Origin of the sequence: Pseudomonas sp. UBA6276, assembly GCF_002438365.1 — a bacterium.
GTDB classification, from domain to species: Bacteria; Pseudomonadota; Gammaproteobacteria; order Pseudomonadales; family Pseudomonadaceae; genus Aquipseudomonas; species Aquipseudomonas coleopterorum.
Genome location: NZ_DJUS01000007.1, coordinates 143924 through 164880 on the forward strand (window position 1 = coordinate 143924; position 20957 = coordinate 164880).

General features: G+C 63.7%; 18 protein-coding genes. 14 read left to right on the forward strand and 4 right to left on the reverse strand.

Annotation, left to right across the window (positions count from 1 at the left end):
• Positions 1–609: 609 nt before the first annotated feature.
• The 8 genes from gmd to B2V21_RS01765 all read left to right on the forward strand — a co-directional run bounded on the left by gmd (position 610) and on the right by B2V21_RS01765 (position 10732).
• The gene (gene gmd, locus B2V21_RS01730; protein ID WP_049859290.1) at positions 610–1641 is read left to right on the forward strand and encodes a GDP-mannose 4,6-dehydratase; all 1032 of its coding nucleotides are present in this window, start codon (positions 610–612) and stop codon (positions 1639–1641) included.
• Between the two features lie 41 nt (positions 1642–1682).
• Positions 1683–2837 carry an outer membrane beta-barrel protein gene (locus B2V21_RS01735; RefSeq protein ID WP_049859291.1) on the forward strand — a complete coding sequence of 385 codons (1155 nt, stop codon included), beginning with the start codon at positions 1683–1685 and terminating at the stop codon, positions 2835–2837.
• A 26-nt stretch (positions 2838–2863) separates the two neighbouring features.
• A complete protein-coding gene (locus B2V21_RS01740; protein ID WP_049859292.1) occupies positions 2864–3370 on the forward strand; it encodes a polysaccharide biosynthesis/export family protein in 507 nt (168 codons plus the stop codon).
• Between the two features lies 1 nt (position 3371).
• Positions 3372–5594, forward strand: a complete 2223-nt coding sequence (locus tag B2V21_RS01745) for a GumC family protein (RefSeq protein WP_122743316.1) — start codon at positions 3372–3374, stop codon at positions 5592–5594.
• 114 nt (positions 5595–5708) lie between these two features.
• The gene (locus B2V21_RS01750) at positions 5709–7103 is read left to right on the forward strand and encodes an undecaprenyl-phosphate glucose phosphotransferase (RefSeq protein ID WP_056842942.1); all 1395 of its coding nucleotides are present in this window, start codon (positions 5709–5711) and stop codon (positions 7101–7103) included.
• A 14-nt stretch (positions 7104–7117) separates the two neighbouring features.
• Positions 7118–8476: a lipopolysaccharide biosynthesis protein gene (locus B2V21_RS01755; RefSeq protein WP_056842941.1), complete on the forward strand. Its 1359-nt coding sequence runs from the start codon at positions 7118–7120 to the stop codon at positions 8474–8476.
• The gene (locus tag B2V21_RS01760) at positions 8473–9420 is read left to right on the forward strand and encodes a glycosyltransferase family 2 protein (RefSeq protein ID WP_282346297.1); all 948 of its coding nucleotides are present in this window, start codon (positions 8473–8475) and stop codon (positions 9418–9420) included. Before B2V21_RS01755 ends, B2V21_RS01760 begins: the two co-directional genes overlap by 4 nt.
• A gap of 28 nt (positions 9421–9448) precedes the next feature.
• The gene (locus B2V21_RS01765) at positions 9449–10732 is read left to right on the forward strand and encodes a hypothetical protein (RefSeq protein WP_282346299.1); all 1284 of its coding nucleotides are present in this window, start codon (positions 9449–9451) and stop codon (positions 10730–10732) included.
• Here B2V21_RS01765 and B2V21_RS01770 read toward each other — a convergent pair.
• Entirely contained in the window at positions 10716–11813 is a 1098-nt protein-coding gene (locus B2V21_RS01770) for a glycoside hydrolase family 5 protein (protein WP_286915852.1), read from the reverse strand. The two genes, B2V21_RS01765 and B2V21_RS01770, sit on opposite strands and share 17 nt — an antisense overlap.
• Positions 11814–11939: 126 nt before the next feature.
• Here B2V21_RS01770 and B2V21_RS01775 point away from each other — a divergent pair, with 126 nt between their 5' ends.
• Positions 11940–12692, forward strand: a complete 753-nt coding sequence (locus tag B2V21_RS01775) for a WecB/TagA/CpsF family glycosyltransferase (RefSeq protein ID WP_286915853.1) — start codon at positions 11940–11942, stop codon at positions 12690–12692.
• A gap of 72 nt (positions 12693–12764) precedes the next feature.
• On the opposite strand, the gene B2V21_RS01780 is transcribed toward B2V21_RS01775, so the two are convergent.
• From B2V21_RS01780 to B2V21_RS01790, 3 genes are all read right to left on the reverse strand, one after another.
• Positions 12765–12977 carry a hypothetical protein gene (locus tag B2V21_RS01780; protein ID WP_056842937.1) on the reverse strand — a complete coding sequence of 71 codons (213 nt, stop codon included), beginning with the start codon at positions 12975–12977 and terminating at the stop codon, positions 12765–12767.
• A gap of 92 nt (positions 12978–13069) precedes the next feature.
• Positions 13070–13744 (reverse strand): hypothetical protein, encoded by a 675-nt coding sequence (locus tag B2V21_RS01785; protein ID WP_049859300.1) that lies wholly within the window; start codon positions 13742–13744, stop codon positions 13070–13072.
• Positions 13745–13929: 185 nt separating this feature from the next.
• Positions 13930–14706 (reverse strand): IclR family transcriptional regulator, encoded by a 777-nt coding sequence (locus tag B2V21_RS01790; protein ID WP_286915854.1) that lies wholly within the window; start codon positions 14704–14706, stop codon positions 13930–13932.
• A gap of 83 nt (positions 14707–14789) precedes the next feature.
• Between B2V21_RS01790 and B2V21_RS01795 the strand changes: the two genes are divergently transcribed.
• The 5 genes from B2V21_RS01795 (at position 14790) to dld (ending at position 20919) form a co-directional block, all read left to right on the forward strand.
• Positions 14790–16313 carry an MFS transporter gene (locus tag B2V21_RS01795; RefSeq protein ID WP_286915855.1) on the forward strand — a complete coding sequence of 508 codons (1524 nt, stop codon included), beginning with the start codon at positions 14790–14792 and terminating at the stop codon, positions 16311–16313.
• A complete protein-coding gene (locus B2V21_RS01800; protein ID WP_286915856.1) occupies positions 16310–17350 on the forward strand; it encodes an HlyD family secretion protein in 1041 nt (346 codons plus the stop codon). The genes B2V21_RS01795 and B2V21_RS01800 overlap by 4 nt, the downstream gene beginning before the upstream one ends.
• Position 17351: 1 nt before the next feature.
• Entirely contained in the window at positions 17352–18758 is a 1407-nt protein-coding gene (locus B2V21_RS01805; protein WP_286915857.1) for an efflux transporter outer membrane subunit, read from the forward strand.
• Positions 18759–18823: 65 nt separating this feature from the next.
• Positions 18824–19240, forward strand: coding sequence for a RidA family protein (locus B2V21_RS01810; protein ID WP_049859305.1), 417 nt, complete (start codon positions 18824–18826; stop codon positions 19238–19240).
• Positions 19237–20919 (forward strand): D-lactate dehydrogenase, encoded by a 1683-nt coding sequence (gene dld, locus B2V21_RS01815; RefSeq protein WP_286915858.1) that lies wholly within the window; start codon positions 19237–19239, stop codon positions 20917–20919. Before B2V21_RS01810 ends, dld begins: the two co-directional genes overlap by 4 nt.
• Positions 20920–20957: the final 38 nt, after the last annotated feature.

The following is a 20957-nucleotide window of genomic DNA, read 5'->3' on the forward strand; positions in this document are numbered from 1 at the left end:
TAACAAACCTGTTTCGTGCGTGTTGCACATGGTGACCTGCTCCAATCATTGCGGACCTCGCCAACCGTGGGCTGCACCTGAGCCACACACGAAGTTGGTACCGTTTCGCCAATGAACCGTCGCGCCTCGACGGACTTTCGACTTGCATTGCTGAGCCAATGTTTATTGGCGCCAATAAAAATAACACCATGGGCCTGCAGATATTTGGCGCCATCATTACAGAATATATAACCTATTGATCTACAACGTTTTTATAAAAAATCACCCGGGTTGTTATTTATTTGGAGGCGGGTAATAGCACTCAGCTTGCACTGCCGGAGTTTCGACACCTAGTATCACCTCGCCTTACCGATGCCGCCCCAGAGTCGGCACTGACAAAGAGCGACCGAACAGGACGCACACGATCGCCAATGCCTTGGGTACACCACAGTTGCAGCGCCTCACAGTGCTGGGCAGGACGTGTACCTGATTTATTTTGCGCCAATGCCACGCTTATACGATGTCCGTACTGAACCTTGCTGCAATAGCTTGTCCAAGGTCAGCTCCTCCGGATGTACCGTCGGGCGTTGCACTGGTTGTTATTGCTTACCAAAGACTCTGGAGATTTGCATGAAAGCGATTGTCACCGGTGTAACCGGCCAGGATGGGGCGTATCTGACGCAGCTCTTGTTGGAAAAAGGCTATACCGTCTACGGGACCTACCGCCGCACCAGTTCGGTGAACTTCTGGCGTCTGGAAGAGCTCGGTGTCGCGACTCATGCCAACCTGCACCTGGTCGAGTATGACCTCACCGACCTGTCGGCCAGCATTCGCCTGCTGCAGAACACCGAGGCGACCGAGGTCTACAACCTTGCGGCGCAGAGCTTTGTCGGCGTGTCCTTCGAGCAGCCTTTGACCACGGCCGAGATCACCGGGGTAGGGGTGGTCAACCTGCTTGAAGCGATCCGCATCGTCAACCCGAAGATCCGCTTCTACCAGGCGTCCACCTCCGAGATGTTCGGCAAGGTGCAGGCGATTCCGCAGATCGAGAGCACGCCGTTCTACCCGCGCAGCCCGTACGGCGTCGCCAAGCTGTATGCCCACTGGATGACCATCAACTACCGCGAGTCTTACGGCATCTTCGCGACCAGCGGAATCCTGTTCAACCACGAGTCGCCTCTGCGCGGCCGTGAGTTCGTGACCCGCAAGATCACCGACAGCGTAGCCAAGATCAAGCTGGGCAAGCTCGACGTGCTCGAACTGGGCAACCTGGACGCCAAGCGCGACTGGGGTTTCGCCAAGGAATACGTGGAAGGCATGTGGCGCATGCTGCAAGCCGATGAGCCGGACACTTTCGTGCTGGCCACCAACCGTACCGAAACCGTGCGCGACTTCGTCAGCATGGCGTTCAAGGCTGTGGACATCAGCCTGGACTGGTCGGGCAAGGATGATTCGGAATGCGGCACCTGCCGCGCGACCGGCAAGGTGCTGGTCAAGGTCAACCCGATGTTCCACCGTCCGGCCGAAGTCGATCTGTTGATCGGTGACCCGGCCAAGGCGCGTGAAGTGCTGGGTTGGCAGCCGCAGACCAGCCTCGAAGAGCTGTGCCGGATGATGGTCGAGGCCGATCTGCGACGCAATGAAATCGGCTTTTCTTTCTAGGCGCCTCTGGCGTCTACCCGAATTACGCAGTGGGAATGGATATGAATAAACAACAGTGGATGGCATGCCTGGCGCTGGCGCCCTGGCCCTTGAGCGCTTGGGCGTTGGAACCGGCAAAGGTCGAGTTGGGCCCCGTGAACTTCACTCCGACACTGGAGATAAGCGAACGCTACGACGACAACTTTCGCGCCGTGGATCGCAATGAGGACGCGTCCTGGATCACCTCGGTCAAGCCGACCCTGTTGTTTACCCGCGAAACCCGCAACACCGGCTACAAGTTCCAGTACTCGGCCGACAGCCAGACCTATCTGGACCACGCCGACGCCAGCCACATCGACCACGATGCCGAGCTGAGCGGTATCTGGGCCTTCGATTCGCGCAATCGCCTCGACGCTACGCTCGATTACAAGCGCGGCGAAGAAACCGTCGACTCCGCCGACGAGCGCGAGAACGACAAGTACACCCGTCAGGGCGGTCGCTTGAAGTACACCTTCGGCGCCCTCAGCGCCATGAACCAGATCGAGCTGGGTGGCGGCTACCGTCAGCAGCGCTATCGCAACGCCGATGGCATCAACGACGACAAGGAATACGACGCCACCAGCGTCAGCGGTACCTGGTTCCATCGCCTGGGCGGCAGCACCCGCGCCCTGGTCCAGCTGGACCACGTCGACTACGACTACCTGGACTTCGACCGCCGTAACAGCAAGGGCAACCGCGTGCTGTTCGGTATCGACCGTGACGTCACCGCCAAGCTCAGCGGTACCGCCCGCGCCGGTTACGAGCGCAAGGATTTCGAAAGCTCGCAGAGCAACGACTACGGCAGCGGCACCTGGGAAGTGGGCATGGACTACAAGCCACGCACCTATTCCACCATCTCGGTGAACATGCGCCGCGCCTTCGACGAAGGTGACGACGGTGCCAACACCGTGCACGTGACCAGCAGCCGCCTGGGCTGGCGCCACAGCTGGTCGTCGTTCTTCGCCACCGACGTCAACTATCGCCACGCACAGCGCGAGTACCTGGGCACGGGTGGTCGTGACGACACCCAGAATGCCGCGGGTGCCGAGATCATCTACACCGCCAGCCGTTGGGCCGAGGTTTCCCTGGGCTACAACCGCGTGGACAACAACTCGAACGTGGACAGCGAAGACTACGTTCGCAACATCTACCTGCTCAGCCTCAAGCTGTCCCTGTGAACCTGACCCAAAGGGGAGAAGCCACCATGTTCAAGCAAGCATTGATCGTCGTACTGGCACTGTTCAGCCTGGGAGCCCAGGCCGATGCCTACAAACTCGCTTCGGGCGACGTCATCCGGGTCTCCGTCCTGGGTGAACCTGACCTGACCAACGAAGAAGTCCACCTCAACGATTCCGGGACCTTCTCGTACCCCTTTCTGGGCAACGTGAAAGCGCTGGGCAAGACCACCGACGAGATCGAGCGGGTCATCACCAAGGGCCTGAGCGGTGATTACCTCAAGGATCCGAAAGTGACCGTGAGCGTCGTCGAATACCGTCCTTTCTACATCGGCGGTGAAGTCAAGGCGCCGGGCGGCTATCCCTACAAGCCGGGCCTGACCATGGACCGCGCCATCGCTCTGGCGGGCGGTCTGACCGAGCGTGCTTCGGTCAACCGCATCAACATCAACCGCGGCGGCAGCGCCAAGCCGGCCCAGTTGGCAACACCGGTAGAACCGGGCGACACCATCACTATTGATCAGGGGTTCTTCTAAGATGAGCCAGATTGCCGTAAGAAACAGCCAGGGCATGGCCCCATGGCAGGCCTCGCCCGCGCCGGAAGATCGCGACGCACTGGACTCGCGTAAACTGTGGCGCACGCTGTGGCGTCGCCGCGGCATGATCCTCGGCGTCTTCGCCGTGGGCACCGCTGCCGCCGTGATCTACGCGCTGAACATGACGCCGACCTATCGCTCCGTCGCCACCTTGGTGATCGAGCCCAGTGGCAACCAGGTCATCACCTTCCAGCAGACGCCGGACCGTCCGGATCCCAACAGCGACTACCTGCAGACCCAGATGGGCCTGATCCAGAGCCGCGAAGTGGCCGAGCGCGCCGTGCGTGAGCTGGACCTGTCGCACCATGAAGAACTGGACCCACGCCAGAAAGCCTCGCGTCTGTCCAAGATCAAGGCGCAACTGTCCAACTGGCATGCCGACTGGTTCCCGCAGAGCTGGCACCAGGAGCTGAACTACACCGACGAGCAGGCCTTCAACAGCGCGGTGATGGAATTGCGTCAGCGCACCAGCGTGACGGTCGTCGGCAAGAGCCATCTGGTCAGCATCGGCGTGACCATGGCAGACGCCGAAACCGGCGCGGCTACCGCCAACGCCCTGGCTCAGGGCTACCTCGCAAGCCGCCAGTCTTCGCAGCAGCAGGAATCGCTGAACGCCAGCCGCTGGATGAACACCCGCATGGTGGAACTGCGTACCCAACTGCAGCAGGCTGAAAGCAAACTGCAGGCCTACCGCGATGGCCAGGGCCTGGTCGACGTCGGCGGCGTTGCCACCATCACCGCCAACGAGCTGGCTCGCACCAGCGACCGTCTGGTCGATGCGCGCCGCGAACGTGCCGATGCCCAGAGCCAGTACCGTCAGGTGCAGGGTCTGTTGGCCCGCGGCGGCAACCTGGACCTGTCCAGCGTGCCTGCGGTCATCAACAACCCAGTGATCCAGCAGTTCCAGGCCGTCGCCGCCACCGCCCAGGCGCGTGTCGACGAGTACAGCCAGCGCTACGGTGACAAACACCCGCAGATGGTTGCCGCACGCTCCGAACTGCAAGCCGCCCAGGCCAGCCTGCGCAGCCAGGTGAGCCAGGTCGTCGCCGGCCTGCAGCACAACTATCAGTTGGCGCAGGACAACGAGAACGCACTGCGCTCCTCGTTCAACAGCAACAAGCAGGAAATCCAGGACATCTCCCGCAAGGAGTTCGCCCTGCGTGAACTGCAGCGTGACGTCGACAGCAACCGTGACGTGTACAACACCTTCATGACCAAGCTGCGCGAAACCATGGCGACCGCCGACCTGGTCTCGGGCAATGCCCGCGTGGTCGATCCGGCCATCGCTCCGCTGTTCCCGACCACGCCGCGCAAGGCCATTCTGGTGGTCCTGGCTGCACTGCTGTCGCTGATTGCCGGTTGCGCCATTGCCCTGCTGCGTGAAGCCTGGAACAACAGCTTCAAGAACAGCGCCGACGTCGAACGCAATCTGCACCTGCCGGTGCTCAGCGTGGTGCCGATGCTCAAGCGCCGCAACCGCTCGCGCATCCATCGCCAGTTCGAGCGCAACGACGACGCGGCTTTCGCCGAAGCCGTACGGACCCTGCGCACCGGCGTGATGCTCAACGACGACGATGTCCGTCGCAAGACCCTGGTATTGACTTCGACCACGCCGGGCGAAGGCAAGACCACCCTGGCCATCAACCTGGCCGGTGCCATGGCTCGTGTCGAACGCGTGCTGCTGGTGGAAGCCGACCTGCGCCGTCCGAAAGTGGCCACCAACCTGGGCCTGGACGCTCACCACATCGGCCTGGCCGAGTTGCTGGCCGGCAAGGCGGGCGTCGATGACTGCCTGCAGAGCATCGGTAGCCTGGACGTGATCTGCGCCGGTGAAATGCCCTACAACCCGCAGGAACTGCTGGCCAGCACGCGCATGCAGACCTTCCTGGAATGGGCACGTCACCGCTACGACCGCGTGATCCTCGACACCCCGGCCAGCCAGTCGGTGAGCGACGCGGCACTGCTGTGTGGCATGGCCGATTCGGTGATCTACGTGATCAAGTCCGAGGCCACGAGCATGCCGCTGGTGCGCAAGAGCATCGGTCAGCTGTTGCAGACCGGCGCGCCGATCACCGGCGTGGTGCTCAACCAGGTCTCGCGTCCCGAGCCCGGTCAGCGTCGCGACCACTACTACGATTACCTGCCGGCAGCCCCGGCCCAATAAACCTTTCCGACCTTGCAGCCGCGCCGCTCACCCCTTGGGGCGAGCAGTGCGCCCGGCTGGCCGCGTTACGGAAAATGCCAATCCACGCCGCATTTGTCTGCTGAGGAAACTTCCATGATTGCGCCTCGCTTGCACCCGATGGTAAACCGCCGGGGCCTGACGTTCTGGACCATGTGGCTCGCGGGTGCCGCTCTGGCATGCGCGCTCACATTCAGTGTGCTGTACGCACACTTCAATGAATTCCCGCCGCAGTACCGCGTGCTGATGATGATCGGGGTGCTTGCCTCGGTTCCGGTCTACAGCTTCCTGCACGTCTACCACAAACGCCTGAACTACCTGAGCGGCCTGCTGCGCCTGCTCGGCGGCTGGCTGACCCTGGTCGCCGCGCTGGCCGTGGTCATCTACCTCAGCGGCAGTCCGCAGAGCCTTGCGCCAGGCATGGCTGTCAAGCTGATCGTCTACGGCTTCCTGGCCCAGGCGGCGACGTTCATTCCCTTGCGCTTCCTGCTCAACCGCCATAACCAGCGGCTCAAGAACGAACGCAAGGCAGTGATCATCGGCGCCGGGGAACTGGCCGGCAAGCTGGCTCGTCAGCTCAAGCCGCGCGTTCCGGTGCTGGGCGTGATCGCGCCCGACGCCGAAGTCGATGCCGACTGGGTGCCGGTGCCGGGCGTGCCGCACCTGGGTGGTTTCGACGAGCTGCGCGATATCGTCCAGCGCGAACAGGTGCGCCGGGTGTACATCGCCTTGCCACTGGATCGCATGGTGCAGATCGAATCGATCTACGTCGACCTGCTCGACCTGGCCGTGGACGTGGTCTGGGTGCCGGACTTCGGCAGCATGATGCTGCTCAACCAGTCGATCTCGCAGATCGAACAGTTCCCGGCCATCTACCTCAACGAAACGCCGTTGAGTTCGCACCCGGCCGCTGCCATGGCCAAGGATCTGATCGACCGCAGCCTGGCACTGCTGGCGATCGTGGTCCTGGCACCGGTGCTGATCACCTGCGCAGTGGCGGTGAAGCTGTCCTCGCCAGGCCCGGTGTTCTTCCGCCAGGGGCGCGACGGTTGCAATGGCACCGTGATCCACGTCTTCAAGTTCCGCTCGATGCGCATGCACGACGACCAGGAAGTCAAGCAGGCCACCCGCAACGACTCGCGAGTGACCCGCGTGGGTGCATTCCTGCGTCGCTCGTCGCTGGATGAGCTGCCGCAACTGCTCAACGTATTGCGTGGCGAAATGGCCCTGGTCGGTCCGCGTCCCCACGCGATCGCCCACAACCATTACTACTGCGACAAGCTGATGGCCTACATGGCGCGTCATCGCATCAAGCCGGGCATCACCGGTCTGGCCCAGGTCAGCGGTTTCCGTGGCGAAACCGACACGCTGGACAAGATGCAGGGGCGCCTGGAGCGTGACCTGGCCTATATCAATCACTGGTCGTTGTGGCTGGACATCAAGATCCTGATCAAGACCCCGTTCACCTTGTTCTCACGGAACATCTATTGAGCCCGGAGGCTGGGATGGAACACGACTTGAGCCAGGGGCCGGCAGCGGCCCCCGGCCTGATCCAGCAACTGCGCCAGAACCGCATGGTGCGAAACCTGGCGACAGCGCTCGGCGGCTCGGCCGGCGCGCAGCTGATCAACCTGGCGCTGATCCCGGTGATCATGCGGATCTACGGCCCCGAAGCGTTCGGGGTGGTGGGTACCTTCCTCAGCCTGACGATCATCCTGATTCCGGCCTGCAGCCTGACCTGGTCGATGGCCATCGTCCTGCCGCAACGCCATCGCGACGCCAGCGGCCTGGCCAAGCTGGCGACCGTGGTCGCCTTGCTGGTGTCCCTGCTGGTGGCGGTCGTGCTGTTGTTCTGGGGGCCGATGCTGGCCGAGCGCTGGAACCTGGAACTGCTCACCCCGTACCTGATGCTGCTGCCGCTGGTCATGTTCAGCTCGGCGGTCCTCGAAGTGCTCCAGCAGTGGCTGTATCGCCATGGCCGCTACCGCCTGACGGCCCGCGCGGCCACCAGCCATGCCTTGGTCTACAACGGCATGCGCAGTGTCGGCGGCCTGTTCAACAACAGCGCGACCATGCTGGTGGTGACCAGCGCGCTGTACTACGTGGTGCACAGCCTGCTGATCCTGATCGGCATGGCCATGAGCAAGCCGGCACCGGCCGACGCGACCGAGGCCGACGAGGCCCCGCGCAAGACCCTGCGCCAACTGGCCAGCGAATACCGCGACTTCCCCCTTTTCCGTGCCCCGCAAGTGTTGATCAACGCGCTGTCGGTGCACATGCCCACACTGGTATTGGCCTCGCTCTTCGGCGCCATACCGGCAGGCTATTTCGCCCTGTGCCTACAAGTGCTGGCCATGCCCAGCAACTTCATCGGCAAAGCCATGGGCAGCGTTTTCTACCCGCGCATCGCCGCTGCCGTGCACGCTCGTGAAGCGGTGGTCGGCCTGCTGCTCAAGGGCGTGGGCGCGATGACCGCGATCGGTGCGTCGGGCTTCCTGATTCTGGTCATCGCCGGGCCATGGCTGTTCACCCTGGCCTTCGGCGCCCAGTGGCACGAAGCGGGCGAATACGCGCGCTGGCTGGCCCTGGCAGAGCTGGCCCGGTTCGCAGCGATGCCATGCGAGGTCGCCATCCCGGCGTTGCGCCTGCAGGCCTACTTCCTGGGCTTCGAAGTCTTCGCGACTTCGCTACGCTTCGGCGCGGTGGCCATCGGCGCCCTGTGGGGCGGCTCGGCCCTGGCGGTGGTGATCGCTATCGCCGCAGCAAACATTTTCATCTATCTGGCGATGATGTCGATCGTCGTATTCAAGGCGCGTGCCTGGCAGAACCGCCAGAGTGGCACTCTACAGGAGGCTCAAGCATGACCCGATCCAACAACGACGTGTGCGCGATCATCCTCAACTGGAATGGCGCCGATACCACCATCGACTGCATCCGCGCCCTGGACGCCCATTGCCGCGTCCCGGTGGTGGTGATCGACAACGATTCCAAGGACGACAGCGTGTCGCGCCTCAAGCAGTTTCTCAACGACTCGACCGGCCCGGACGTGCAGGTGATCGACGAGCGCTCAGCCGGCAGTTATGACACACCCCACGAGCGGGTGTTGATCATCAACGAAGGCAACCACGGCTACGCCGGCGGCAACAACGTGGGCATCGACTACGCTGTGCGCGCAGGCTATCGCTACATCTGGCTGCTCAACAACGACGTCACCGTCGAGCCCGGCGCCCTGGAAGCACTGCGTGACACCCTGGAACAGTCGCCCAAATGTGGCTTCTCGGCCTCCGTGCTGGTCTACTCGGACCGCCCACAGGTGGTCCAGTGCGTCGGTGGCGGCACCTTGTTCCCCTGGTTGGGCAAGACCAAGCTGATGGGCAAGAACATGGACCGCGCGCAGTTGGCCACCGCCGGCTTGCCCGAGCCCGACTACCTGATGGGCGCGAGCCTCATGATACGCCGCGAGGTGATCGAAGAGGTCGGCATGATGGACCACCGCTACTTCATGTACTCCGAAGAAGTGGACTGGGAACGTCGTGCCGCCGCCGTGGGCTGGCATGGCCGCGTGGCCCTCGACAGCTTCGCCCGTCATGGCGACAGCGGCAGCACCAAAGGGCGCAGCCACATGTTTCATTACTACCGCAACCGTGCGGCGATCATGTACAACAAGCGCTTCCATTCGACCGCGTGCACCTTCGTCTCGGCGGTCGCCCTGGGCGCGATCACCGTGTTGCAGAACCGCGGCAGTGCCAAGAACATCAAGTTCGGCATCAAGGGCATCACCGAGGGCTTGGCGTTCAAATGGCGCTGAGTGATCTATCGTCCACGAGGTAACGGACATGCTCCAGGCTTTGCTCAATCCACGCACGTTGCTGTGCGTGCTGGTGGTGGTCAACTCCGGCTTTCTTTTCCTGACCGACAACAAGCTGGCAGGCTTGCCATACCTGCGCGAGCTGTACCTGGCTGGCGTGGTTGGCGCGGCCGTGCTGCTGCTGGCCATGTGGCAACGCCCGTGGCAGTCGCGGGCCAGTATGTGGATCCTGTTCATGGGCGTGGCCCTGCCGGTGATGTCGGCACTGTTCTCCTGGTATCACTTCGAGCAGCCACTGTTCTACGGCCTGCTCGAAGAACGCCGCAACTTTCTGTACCTGCTGTTCTTTCCGGCGTTGTACTTGATGCTGAAGGCGCAGCCGACCCAGGAGCAGCTCGAGCGCTGTTTCCTGATCGGCGGCCTGGCATGTGTGGCGGTCGGCTTTCTCTACTACTTCAAGATCGTCCCGGAAAACGCTGCGGTCGCCTTCAACGTCGACGAGAAGGACTACGGCCTCAATCCGCTGCGTCCGGACCGCTTCAGCATCGGCGGCTCCTACGTCTCGCTGTGCGCCATGATGCTGATGTACCGCCTGCGCCGCCGTATCGAGCTGGTACCGGTGCTGTTGCTGGGCCTGTTCGCCGCCTACCTGTGGCTGGTGCTGCAGACACGTAACACCATGCTGGTGTGGACCCTGGCCGCGTTGTGGATCTTCCGCGCGCACCTGCACGTGCTGGTCAAACTGGGCCTGGCGATCATCGTCGTGGGCGGGGTCGCCTACATGGTGATGCCAGCGCCGTTCGAAGCTCAGTACGAGCGTTTGATGGCCCTGGTGCAGGAAGCGACCGAGCCGGGTGGTGTGCGTGCCGATACCACCGCGATCATCCTGCGCGATACGGCTGCGAACTGGTACGTGGGGATGGGCGCACTGTCGCTGCAGTGGCAGGGTGGTTTCTCGCGCCTGTACAGCTCTTACTTCTACCTGTCCGACGTGGGTGTGCTGGGCGTGATGTACCGCTACGGCTTCATCATGCCGCTGATCATTCTGGTGTATTTCGTCGGATTCTGGAGAATCAGTCGCCAGTGCCGGAACAAAGGTGACCTGCTTGCTGCCTTTGTTCTCGACATGTGCTTCAACCTGATCAATCTGTTCCTGTCGCCGGCCATGATGTATGACGGCAACATCGCAGCGCTCGCGGTTGCGGCATTCGTGTATTACGGGCAGGTGAGGGTGCCGGCTTCGCAATCGGCCGATCGTCCGCTGGGACGACCGGCCGGTACTGCGGGCCTGGCGGTTACGTCGGGCCGATAGCCTTGCACTTCGGCTCTTTGAGGTACCTGCCCATGACTGTCCATTGAGGACGAGGCTGGCCGTTGATCGGCTCGACCGCCATGAAGTAACCACCCCAGTAGGGGCCGCTCGACCAGTAGGTGAGGGGCATGCACTGCTGGGCCAGGTACTTGTGCAGACGCTCGGCCGCGTCCAGCCAGCGTGGGTCGTTGTCAGGGATGCCGAATTCGCCGATGTGGCCTTTCTTGCCGTTGCGCTTGAGCCACTCGACGAAGGGTTTGACCCGGTTCACGGCGATGTCCGGATTCCATGTGCCGGAAATTCGATTCTTGTAGTTACCACTGCCGTCAGGATCGAGGTAGATATGCGCGGAAAAGATCAGCTTGTTGGACGGGTCCTTGAGCTTGAGCAGATCGTTGTTGTAGTTCGGCCAGCGCTCGGCACTGGCCCACGAACGACCCTCGACGTAGATCGGACGGGTCTTGTCGATCGCCCGAATGGCATCGATGCCCGCCTGAGCGGCCGTCGGCCAGATGGCATCGGATTCGTCGTGGGGCTCGTTCATCAGGTCGTAGCCGGCCAGGGCGCTGTAACCGCTCCAGCGGCGCGCTATCTGACTCATGAGGTTCTTGTAGTGATCCACCGTGACGTCCCGGGTCCCGATGATCTTGCCGCGGTAGCGCCCGTAGTTGTGCACGTCCAGGATCACCTGCATGTTCGCTTGCGCGGCCTGCACCAGCATCTTGTCGATCAGCTTGGCGTAGACAGGGTCAAGCGGACCCCCCAGCGTAGGCTGCAGTCGCTCCCATTTGAACGGGAAGCGCACGCTTTGAACGCCACGACGCTTCCAGTTGGCAAAGAAGCCTTCGCGCGGGAAGAAATAGTGCGTACCTTCCACGCCCGGAAAAACGTTTTCGGAGAACTCGGCCCCCGACACGTTGACCTGTGTCATCGGCACATCCGCGAACGCAGCGCCAGAGCCCAACAGCAACGCCATCGTCGCACTCAACAGTGCGCGACGGGGACGTAACGGGTCGGGCTTGAGCACGAAAGGTACAGCGCGCTCGAACTCTGCACGTGAAAACAACCTTTTGATGTTCATCGGCTAAGCCTATGGATAGAAGACAATCAATTACATGCTTTAGACGAACAAGCCGAATCGTCCAAGCTCCCGCAGCCTTTCTACGGCGCTGCATTAACGCATTCTAGAACTGATAGGACGGCCTGGATGAAAGTTTTTGGGATAGATTTCTACAAAGGTGACCAAAGGGACCTGATCCGTGCCATCAAGGGCGACGTGAACAAGCCTTTTGGTTACGTGGTCACCGCCAACGTCAACCATGTTGTACTGCTCGAAGACAGTCCGCCATTCCGCAATGCCTACGATGGGGCCGCTTATCGGATCTGCGACAGCCGGGTACTGATGCCGGTGCTGCGCAAGTTCGACGCAGGCGTGCCCGAGGCGATTCCCGGCAGCACCCTGACCGTGTCGATGATGGACGAAGCCCAGCGCGAAGGCTGGACCGTGACGGTCGTCGGCTCCACCCCCGATGTGGTGGAAATACTGACCCAGCGCTATCCGGCGGTGACGTTCCTGCACTACAACCCGCCGATGGGCTTCTTCGACAACCCCGCGGAAGTTGAGGCCACCTTGCAGTTCGTCGAGCAGCATCGGGCGCAGCTGTTGATCATGTCGGTCGGCTCGCCACGCCAGGAACTGCTGTGCAAGCTGATCGCCGACCGCGGTCGCACCCATGGCGTGGGCCTGTGCACCGGTGCGGCGTTGAACTTCCTGTCGGGCAAGGTGCAACGTGCGCCGATGTGGGTGCAGAAGCTCTCATTGGAATGGCTGCACCGTATTCTCAGCGAACCGAGCCGCCTGGCCGGACGCTATTGGAACGACGGGCGGCGCATCCTGCCGATCATCCTGCGCCAGCGTTCGCAGCAGCGGCAATATGCGCAGCAGCGCGACAAGCCCTGAACGCCGTACCCCCTGAAAACGACAAAGCCACCCTCGGGTGGCTTTGTCATTCTGGTGTCCTGGCGAACGGGATCAGCGCTTGCCCATGGAGCGGCGAGTGCCGTTCGGGGCGCGGCCTGGGGTCTTGTCATGGTTTGACTTGCCCGCGCCGGGGTAGCTGGCCGCTTGCTTGGTCGCGAACGCGCCGGGCTTGAACGGGAACGTAAACGCCGGGATCGCTGCCTGGCCATCGACTTCGGCGTCCTGAACGATCGGCTCGGCATCGGGATGTTGATTGGCAGGCATGGTGACTCCGGGGCAGCACGTTGAAAGGGAGCGGCAGTATACCCGAGCCTCCCTTGCAACGCTTGGTGCTGCGTGTGAACCCAGGCCCGCTGCTAGGCCGGGCAGGCGGTGTGGCCGTTGTCCAGGCCTTGCTTGACGTTACGCGAGAGCAGGCTGGCCTTGCCGTCGTGCCAGGTCAGGGTGAGCACGTAGACCGAATCGAAGTCGTTGGCTGCCCAATCGTCGGTGATGTTCATTTCCTGGCCCACCGCGCGGCCGGCCACTTCGTTGATCAGCTCGGGCAGGTAGCCATGGGACCAGGCGGTGTAGATGACCGCGTTGTGGTACTTGTCGCGCATCAGCTCCCGGGCCAGATCCTGGGTGTCGTTGGCGCCGTAGTCGATGTTCACCGGCAGGCCGAGCTTGATGGCGCTGGGGCTGATGGTCATGAGCGGACGCAGGTAGCTGTAGGATTCGTCGTTCTCGCCTTCCTCGACGTGCCGGCCGGGGTCGGCGGCGAAGACGTAATCGGCATTGCCGAACCGCTCTGGCAGCAACTCGGCCAGATTCAGCGCGCGGTTGAGACCCTGGCAGTTGAGCTGGCCCAGACCGCCGGCGGGCTTCTCGGCGTGACGCAGGAACACCAGGGTCTGCGTGCCATCGACCGACTCGGCGCGGCTGTCGCTGATTTCCAGGGCGAGGAAGGAACAGGTACCCGCCAGCAGCAGGGCAGGCAAGGCGTAGGAGTAGCGTTTCAACTGCCGGACGCAGTCGCTCAAGGTTTTCATGGGAAGGGTCTTTAACTCTCGTTGGGTTAGCCGACACACCCGACCGATGCGCGCTGCACGCAGACGCCCGGGTTCTCCCTGTCTTTATTTTGCCTGCCCGTTATCCAGTGGCAGGGACGACTCTCTGAGTGCCATGTTGCCAGTTTGTTCACGACTTGCCCGACTCAAGTTAATGGCATTTTGTTTCAACTTGACGATGGCTCGCTCGCGCGCAGTCCAGCACTGAGGACACCGGCCAAGGCCTCGCGGGTATCGAACAGCGCCTCACGAAACAGCACGTGTTGCGCCTCGACTCGCCATACCGGGCCCACCAGTGCCAAGGCGTACTGCCCTTGCGAGGTCTGCAGGGCCACGGCCATGGCACCGACACCCATCATGTGCTCATTGGCGTCGCAGGCATACCCTCGATCGCGGACCTCGGCCAGCTGTTCGAGCAGGCGTGGCAGATCCGGGGTGCTCGGGGTCAGTGGTTCCAGCACCGGGCCGAGCAGTTGCACCACGGCCTCGTCGCTCATCTTGGCCAACAGTGCCTTGCCGCCCGAAGTCGCGTAGACACTGAGGAAGCTGCCCGAGGAGGGCGCTACGCGCAAGGGCTGCGGCGACACCACCGAATGCAGCAGCATCAGGTGGGTACCGTTGCGGTTGACCAGCACTGCCGTCTCTCCGGTGCGTTCGGTCAGTGCCTCCATATAAGGACGCACCTGGGTGATCAGGTCGACATGGCTGTTCGACGCCAGGCGCATCAATGCCGGGCCAAGGCACACGCCACCGGCGCCTTGGACCTTGAGCAGCTCCTCATGGGCCAGCGCATCGACCAGCCGTTGCACCGTGGAGCGGGGCAGGTCGATGCGCTTGGCGATCGCGCCCAGGCTCAGGCCGTCAGGCTCGCTTTCCAGGCAGCGCAGAATGGCCGCGGCCCGGGAGATGACTTGTATGCCGCTACGGTCGTTGTCGCTGGTCATGCAATTTGCCTTTTGTATCGCTGATCGGTACAGTGTACCGCAATTATTGGTTCATCGTCGTTTGCAGCAAGCAGGTTCCATCCGTGTCCCCACCTTCACCTCCTGTCCCGGCGCCGTTCGGCTGGCGTCTGGCCATCGGGCTGGTCGGCGTGCTGATCGCCGCCTTGACCTCCGGCATCAACGACCGCGTCACCGACATCACCCTGGCGGACCTGCTGGGGATCTATGGCTTCGGCCACGACGAAGGCACTTGGATCAGCTCTGCCTACGCGGCGGCCGAAGTCTCGGCGATGCTACTGGCGCCCTGGTTGGCCGTGACCTTTTCGTTGCGGCGCTTCGCCATTGTGGTGACCGTGGCCTTCGCCGGCTTCGGTGCACTGTGCCCGTTCGCCCCCAACCTGGAAAGCCTGCTGCTGTTGCGTGTGCTTCAGGGTCTGGCCGGAGGCGCGCTGCCGCCACTGCTGATGACCGCCGCACTGCGCTTCCTGCCGTGGCACATCAAATTGTACGGGCTGTCGGCCTACGCGCTCACCGCGACGTTCGGACCGAACCTGGCCATGCCCCTCGCCGCGCTGTGGACCGAGGGCAGCGACTGGCGCATGGTGTTCTGGCAGATCATCCCGGCGTGCCTGATCGGTGGCGCGTGCATCGCCTACGGTCTGCCGCAGGATCCACTGCGGCTGGAGCGCTTCAAGCAGGCCGACTGGCGCGGTGCACTGCTGGGCACGGCCGGCCTGAGCATGCTGATCATCGGCCTGACCCAGGGCGAACGGCTGGACTGGTTGGAGTCGCCCTTGATTGCCTTGCTGCTGATCGGTGCCGGTGTCTGCCTGCCGCTGTTTCTGCTCAACGAATGGTTTCATCCACTGCCGCTGTTCAAACTGCAGTTGCTGGGGCGGCGCAATTTCGCCTTCGGCATCACCACGCTGTGCCTGTTCCTGTTCGTTGGCATGGCCGGCAGCGCGATTCCGGCAGGGTACCTGACTCACATTCAGGGCTATCGGCCGTTGCAGACCATGCCCACCGCGTTGTGCATTGCCATCCCGCAGTTGCTCATCGCGCCGCTGGTCGCGTTCGTGATCAACCGCAACTGGGTCGACTCGCGCTACGTGATGGCCGCCGGTTTCGGTCTGCTGACCCTGGCGCTGCTGGGCGGCTCGCAGCTCACCGGCGAATGGATTCGCGATGACTTCTATCTCTTGCAGACGCTGCACACCTTCGGCCAGCCGATGGTGATGGTGCCGCTGCTGATGATCGCCACCGGGGTCATCCATCCGTTGGAGGGGCCGTTCGCCTCGTCCATGGTCAATACCCTGCGCGGCTTGTCGTCGGTGGTCGCCGGCGTGGTACTGGAAAACTTCGTCACCGCCCGTGAGCACCTGCATTCCAATACCTTGCTCGATCAGGTCGGCAACAGCTACCAGAGCCTGTTGCCGCTCTACGGCGAGCCGGCTGCCGAACTGGCCGGCCGCGTTCGCGCCCAGGCTTTCGTGCTCAGCTACAGCGACGCGTTCCTGGCGCTGCTGGCCTTCATCGCCGTGCTGCTGGTGGTGTTGCTGACCCTGCCCAAACGCGCCTATCCACCGCAACCCCCGGTACCGTCATGAAATCTGTCATCAAACATCGCACCGCTGTCTTTCTCATCGTTGCTGTCATCCTCGTCTGCGCCGCCTATGGCCTCTACCAGGTGCTGCACCGCAGCGGCGTACAGAGCACGGACGACGCCTACATCCGCGCCGACTCGGTGCTGGTGGCGCCGCGGGTGGCCGGGGTGGTCACCGAGGTACTGGTGCAGGACAACCAGTCGGTCAAGGCCGGGCAACTGCTGGCGCGCCTGGACCCGCGCGACTACACGGCCTCGGTGGCGGCGGCCCGGGCCAACGTCGATGCCGCGCAGGCGCAGGTGAAGAACCTGCGCGCCAGCATCGAGCGGCAGGGGGCGGTGATCGACCAGGCCAGCGCTGCCACGCGTGCCACCGCCGCATCCCTGAAGTTCGCCCAGGCCAATGCGCAGCGTTACCGCAACCTGTCCCAGGCCGGCGCTGGCACCCAGGAAGAGCGGCAGAAGGCCGAGGCCGAGTTGCAGGGCTGGGAAGCCTCGCGCGACCGTGATGGCGCCTCACGGGTCGCCGCCCAGCGCACCCTGGATGTGCTCAAGGCTGAACTGGAAGTGGCCGAGGCGGCGGTGGACAAGGATCGCTCGGCGCTGGAACAGGCCGAGCTGAACCTGTCCTACACGCAAATCCTGGCACCGGCCGACGGCATGATCGGCCAGCGCTCGGTGCGCGTCGGTGCCTATGTCGCCCCCGGTCGACCCCTGCTGGCCGTGGTGCCGCTGCACCAGGCGTTCGTGGTGGCCAACTTCCGCGAGACGCAACTGGCGCACATGCATGCCAATCAGCGCGTAGACATTCATGTCGACAGCATTCCCGACCAGGTCTTTCGCGGCCACATCGACAGCGTCGCGCCGGCCACGGGTCTGTCGTTCGCGCAGATCAGCCCGGACAACGCCACCGGCAACTTCACCAAGGTGGTCCAGCGCATTCCGGTCAAGGTGGTGTTCGAAACCGATCAGCCCCATCTGGACCGGCTGCGTGTTGGCTTGTCGGTGGTTGCGTCGGTCGATACCACCCAGGAGCCCTGAGATGAAACGTGCATTGCTTGCCCTGACCTTGAGCAGCCTGGCCGCGTGCAGCGTCGGGCCGGACTTCCAGCGGCCCGCAGCGGCGCTGCCCGCGCAGTGGCAGGACAGCGCCGGTACCCGAGCCGACGCAGCGCTGGACAGCGCTTGGTGGCAACAGCTGGGCGACCCGCAATTGACCGCGCTGGTGACCCGCGCCGCCAAGGCCAACCTGGACATCCGTTCGGCGGCCAACCGCGTGCAGCAAAGCCAGGCCCTGCGCCAGGTCAGCGGCAGCGAGCAGTTGCCGGGGCTCAGCGCGCGCGGTGGCTATCAGCGCGAGCGCAACAGCGCCGAAGGCCTCAACGACCCGTCAGGGCAGAGCGGCCGAGCACCGTTCGAGCTGTGGAGCGGGGCGCTCGACGCCAGCTGGGAGGTCGACCTGTGGGGGCACGTCCAGCGCAGCGTCGAGATGGCCGACGCCGACGTCCAGTTCAGCCAGGCCCAGCGCGACGCGGTCGGCCTGAGCATCGCCGCGCGCACGGCCACCGACTACATCCGCCTGCGTGGCGTGCAGGCGCGTCTGGCTGTGGCGCGGGAGAATCTCGAGATCGCCCGGCAGAGCCAGCGCCTGACCCAGACTCGCTACGAGAATGGCGTCACCACCAACCTGGACACCGCCAACGCCGCTGCCCTGGTGGCAACCATCGAAGCCTCGCTGCCCGTGCTGCAGGCGCAGCAGGACCGCTTGATCAATGCGCTGAGCTACCTGCTGGCCGAACCGCCGCGCGCCCTGGCCGACGAACTGCGCACCCCGCGCGCCATTCCCGACCCGGCGCCGGACGTGCCCATGGGTCTGCCCTCGGAATTGGCCCAGCGCAGGCCTGACATCCAGCGCAGCGAGGCAGCATTGCATCGGGCCACGGCCGCCATTGGCGTGGCCAAGGCCGATTTCTATCCACGGGTGAGCCTGGGCGCCAGCTTCGGCTTTCAGGCCCTGAATGGCTCCGTCCTGGGCGGCTGGGATTCACGCAGTTGGTCGTTCGGCCCCAGCCTGTACCTGCCTATCTTCCAGGGCGGACGCCTGACGGGCACGCTGGAGCTGCGCGAACATCAGCAGCAGGAAGCGGCGCTGGACTACCAGCGGGTGGTACTGGCCGCCTGGCACGAGGTCGACGATGCCATGAGCGATTACGCCGCTGAACAGCAGCACCATGCTGCGCTGAGCGAGGCGGTGCGGCAGAACACGGTGGCCCTGGGTACCGCCCGCGACCGCTACAATCAGGGCGCGACCGATTTCATCAACGTGCTCGGTGTGCAGCGTGCGCTGCTGGCCACGCAAAGCCAGCTGGTGGACAGTGCCACTGCCGCGGCGATCGACCGCGTGCGTCTGTATCGGGCCCTCGGCGGCGGCTGGCCGAAAGACGCCTGAAGAAGCCGCGATGCGCCCGGCAAGCCGTGCTAGGGTAAGGTCTGTCAGCCAACAGGAGCCTGCCCATGCCCGACCACGTCCCGCTCAAGCTCAGCAATCCGCCCGGCCTGTTCGACCCCGCGCCCTATGGTTACTCCCATGTGGCCGAGGTCGCCGGCGGCAGCAAGTTGTTGTTCATCGCCGGGCAAGGCGGTGAAAGCCTGGACAGCAGCATTTCTGCGGATTTCCAGTTACAGGCCGGGCAGGCTCTGGCCAACCTGCGCACTGCCCTCGGTGCAGCCGGTGCCGACTACGCCCACGTCGCCAAGCTGACCGTGTTGATCGTCGACCACGACCATGAGCGCCTGGCCATCTGGATCGACACCCTGCGCGAGGCGTGGGGCGATGCCATGACGCCAGCCTGCACCTTGATCCCGGTTCCGCGCCTGGCCCTGGACGGCATGCTCATCGAAGTCGATGCGGTGGCGGTGATGCCGCAATGAGCGAATTGATCAGCGCACTGCGCGACATCGTCGGCGCCAGCCATGTGCTCACCGACTCGGCCGAGACCGAACGCTTTCGTCAGGGTTTCCGCTTCGGCAGCGGCCAGGCACTGGCCGTGGTCCGCCCCGGCTCGCTGCTGGAGCAGTGGCAGGTGGTCAAGGCCTGCGTGGCGGCCGACGTGATCGTCATCATGCAGGCGGCCAACACCGGCCTGACCGGAGGTTCCTCCCCCGACGGTGGCTACGACCGTGAAGTGGTGATCATCAGCACCTTGCGCATGCGCACGGTGCACGTGATCGAGGAGGGCCGTCAGGTCATCTGCTTCCCCGGCTCGACCCTCGATCAGTTGGAGAAGGTCCTCAAACCCTTGGGTCGCGAGCCCCATTCGGTGATCGGTTCCTCGTGCATCGGCGCGTCGGTGTTCGGCGGCGTCTGCAACAATTCAGGTGGCTCGCTGGTGCGTCGCGGACCGGCCTACACGCAGATGGCGGTGTACGCCCAGCTCGGCGCCGATGGCACCTTGCAACTGGTCAACCACCTGGGCGTCGAACTGGGCGATACGCCCGAGCAGATCCTCGGCAACCTGGACGCCCAGCGCTACACCGCCACCGATATCAAGGCCGATGCCGGGCTGGGCTCCGACCATGGCTACGCCGCCTATGTGCGCGAAGTCGACGCGCCCACGCCCGCACGGTTCAATGCCGACCACCAGCGCCTGTACGAGGCCAGCGGCAGTGCCGGCAAGCTGGCGGTGTTCGCCGTACGCCTGGACACCTTCGCCGCCGAGCGCGACACCGCGGTGTTCTACATCGGCAGCAACGACACCGCCGACCTCACCCAGATCCGCCGGCACATGCTCGAACGGTTCGACGAGCTGCCGATCGCCGGCGAGTACATGCACCGCGACGCCTACGACGTGGCCGCCGAATACGGCAAGGACACGTTTCTGATGATCCACCACCTGGGCACCCAGCGCCTGCCCAAGTTGTTCGCCTTGAAGAGCCGCGCCGACACTTTTCTCAAGCGCTTTCCCTGGCTGCGTGCCAACCTCGCCGACCGTGTCCTGCAACTGGCGGCGCGCTGCTTTCCCGAGCACCTGCCGCCGCGCATTCGCGAGTTCCGTCAGCGTTATGAACACTACTTGATGCTCAAGGTGTCTGCTGGCTCGGTGGCGGCGACCCAGAAGCTGCTGGAAGAGCTGTTCGCCGGACGTGACGGTGATTTCTTCCGGTGCACCGCGGAGGAGGGCAGCAAGGCCTTCCTGCATCGTTTCGCTGCCGCCGGTGCTGCGGTGCGCTACCGCGCCGTGCACGATCGGGAGGTGGAGGACATCGTGGCACTGGACATCGCCTTGGCGCGCAATGATCGGCAATGGTTCGAGACGCTGCCCGCAGACATCGATCAGCAGATGATCGTCAAACTCTATTACGGGCATTTCTTCTGCCACGTGTTCCACCAGGACTACATCCTGCGCAAGGGCAGCGATTGTCTGGCGGTGGAGCATCGCATGTGGTCGCTGCTCGACGAGCGCGGCGCAGAGTATCCGGCCGAGCACAACGTCGGCCATCTGTACCCGGCCAAGCCGGCGCTCAAGGCCTTCTATCAGCAACTGGACCCATGTAACGCCTTCAATCCGGGTGTCGGCCAGACCTCCAAGTGCCGCCACTGGCACGAGTGACCGCGGCGCCCCCTTAGCGGGTAGAACCCGCTCCCACA

Excerpts from the sequence above, each read along its gene's own strand:
- B2V21_RS01735 (WP_049859291.1), top strand. The coding sequence starts at position 1,683 with ATGAATAAACAACAGTGGATGGCATGCCTGGCGCTGGCGCCCTGGCCC.
- B2V21_RS01810 (WP_049859305.1), top strand. The coding sequence starts at position 18,824 with ATGCCCGACCACGTCCCGCTCAAGCTCAGCAATCCGCCCGGCCTGTTC.
- B2V21_RS01800 (WP_286915856.1), top strand. The coding sequence starts at position 16,310 with ATGAAATCTGTCATCAAACATCGCACCGCTGTCTTTCTCATCGTTGCT.
- B2V21_RS01765 (WP_282346299.1), top strand. The coding sequence starts at position 9,449 with ATGCTCCAGGCTTTGCTCAATCCACGCACGTTGCTGTGCGTGCTGGTG.
- gmd (WP_049859290.1), top strand. The coding sequence starts at position 610 with ATGAAAGCGATTGTCACCGGTGTAACCGGCCAGGATGGGGCGTATCTG.
- B2V21_RS01750 (WP_056842942.1), top strand. The coding sequence starts at position 5,709 with ATGATTGCGCCTCGCTTGCACCCGATGGTAAACCGCCGGGGCCTGACG.
- B2V21_RS01760 (WP_282346297.1), top strand. The coding sequence starts at position 8,473 with ATGACCCGATCCAACAACGACGTGTGCGCGATCATCCTCAACTGGAAT.
- B2V21_RS01805 (WP_286915857.1), top strand. The coding sequence starts at position 17,352 with ATGAAACGTGCATTGCTTGCCCTGACCTTGAGCAGCCTGGCCGCGTGC.
- B2V21_RS01780 (WP_056842937.1), bottom strand. The coding sequence starts at position 12,977 with ATGCCTGCCAATCAACATCCCGATGCCGAGCCGATCGTTCAGGACGCC.
- B2V21_RS01740 (WP_049859292.1), top strand. The coding sequence starts at position 2,864 with ATGTTCAAGCAAGCATTGATCGTCGTACTGGCACTGTTCAGCCTGGGA.
- B2V21_RS01755 (WP_056842941.1), top strand. The coding sequence starts at position 7,118 with ATGGAACACGACTTGAGCCAGGGGCCGGCAGCGGCCCCCGGCCTGATC.
- dld (WP_286915858.1), top strand. The coding sequence starts at position 19,237 with ATGAGCGAATTGATCAGCGCACTGCGCGACATCGTCGGCGCCAGCCAT.
- B2V21_RS01770 (WP_286915852.1), bottom strand. The coding sequence starts at position 11,813 with ATGAACATCAAAAGGTTGTTTTCACGTGCAGAGTTCGAGCGCGCTGTA.
- B2V21_RS01785 (WP_049859300.1), bottom strand. The coding sequence starts at position 13,744 with ATGAAAACCTTGAGCGACTGCGTCCGGCAGTTGAAACGCTACTCCTAC.
- B2V21_RS01775 (WP_286915853.1), top strand. The coding sequence starts at position 11,940 with ATGAAAGTTTTTGGGATAGATTTCTACAAAGGTGACCAAAGGGACCTG.
- B2V21_RS01790 (WP_286915854.1), bottom strand. The coding sequence starts at position 14,706 with ATGACCAGCGACAACGACCGTAGCGGCATACAAGTCATCTCCCGGGCC.
- B2V21_RS01745 (WP_122743316.1), top strand. The coding sequence starts at position 3,372 with ATGAGCCAGATTGCCGTAAGAAACAGCCAGGGCATGGCCCCATGGCAG.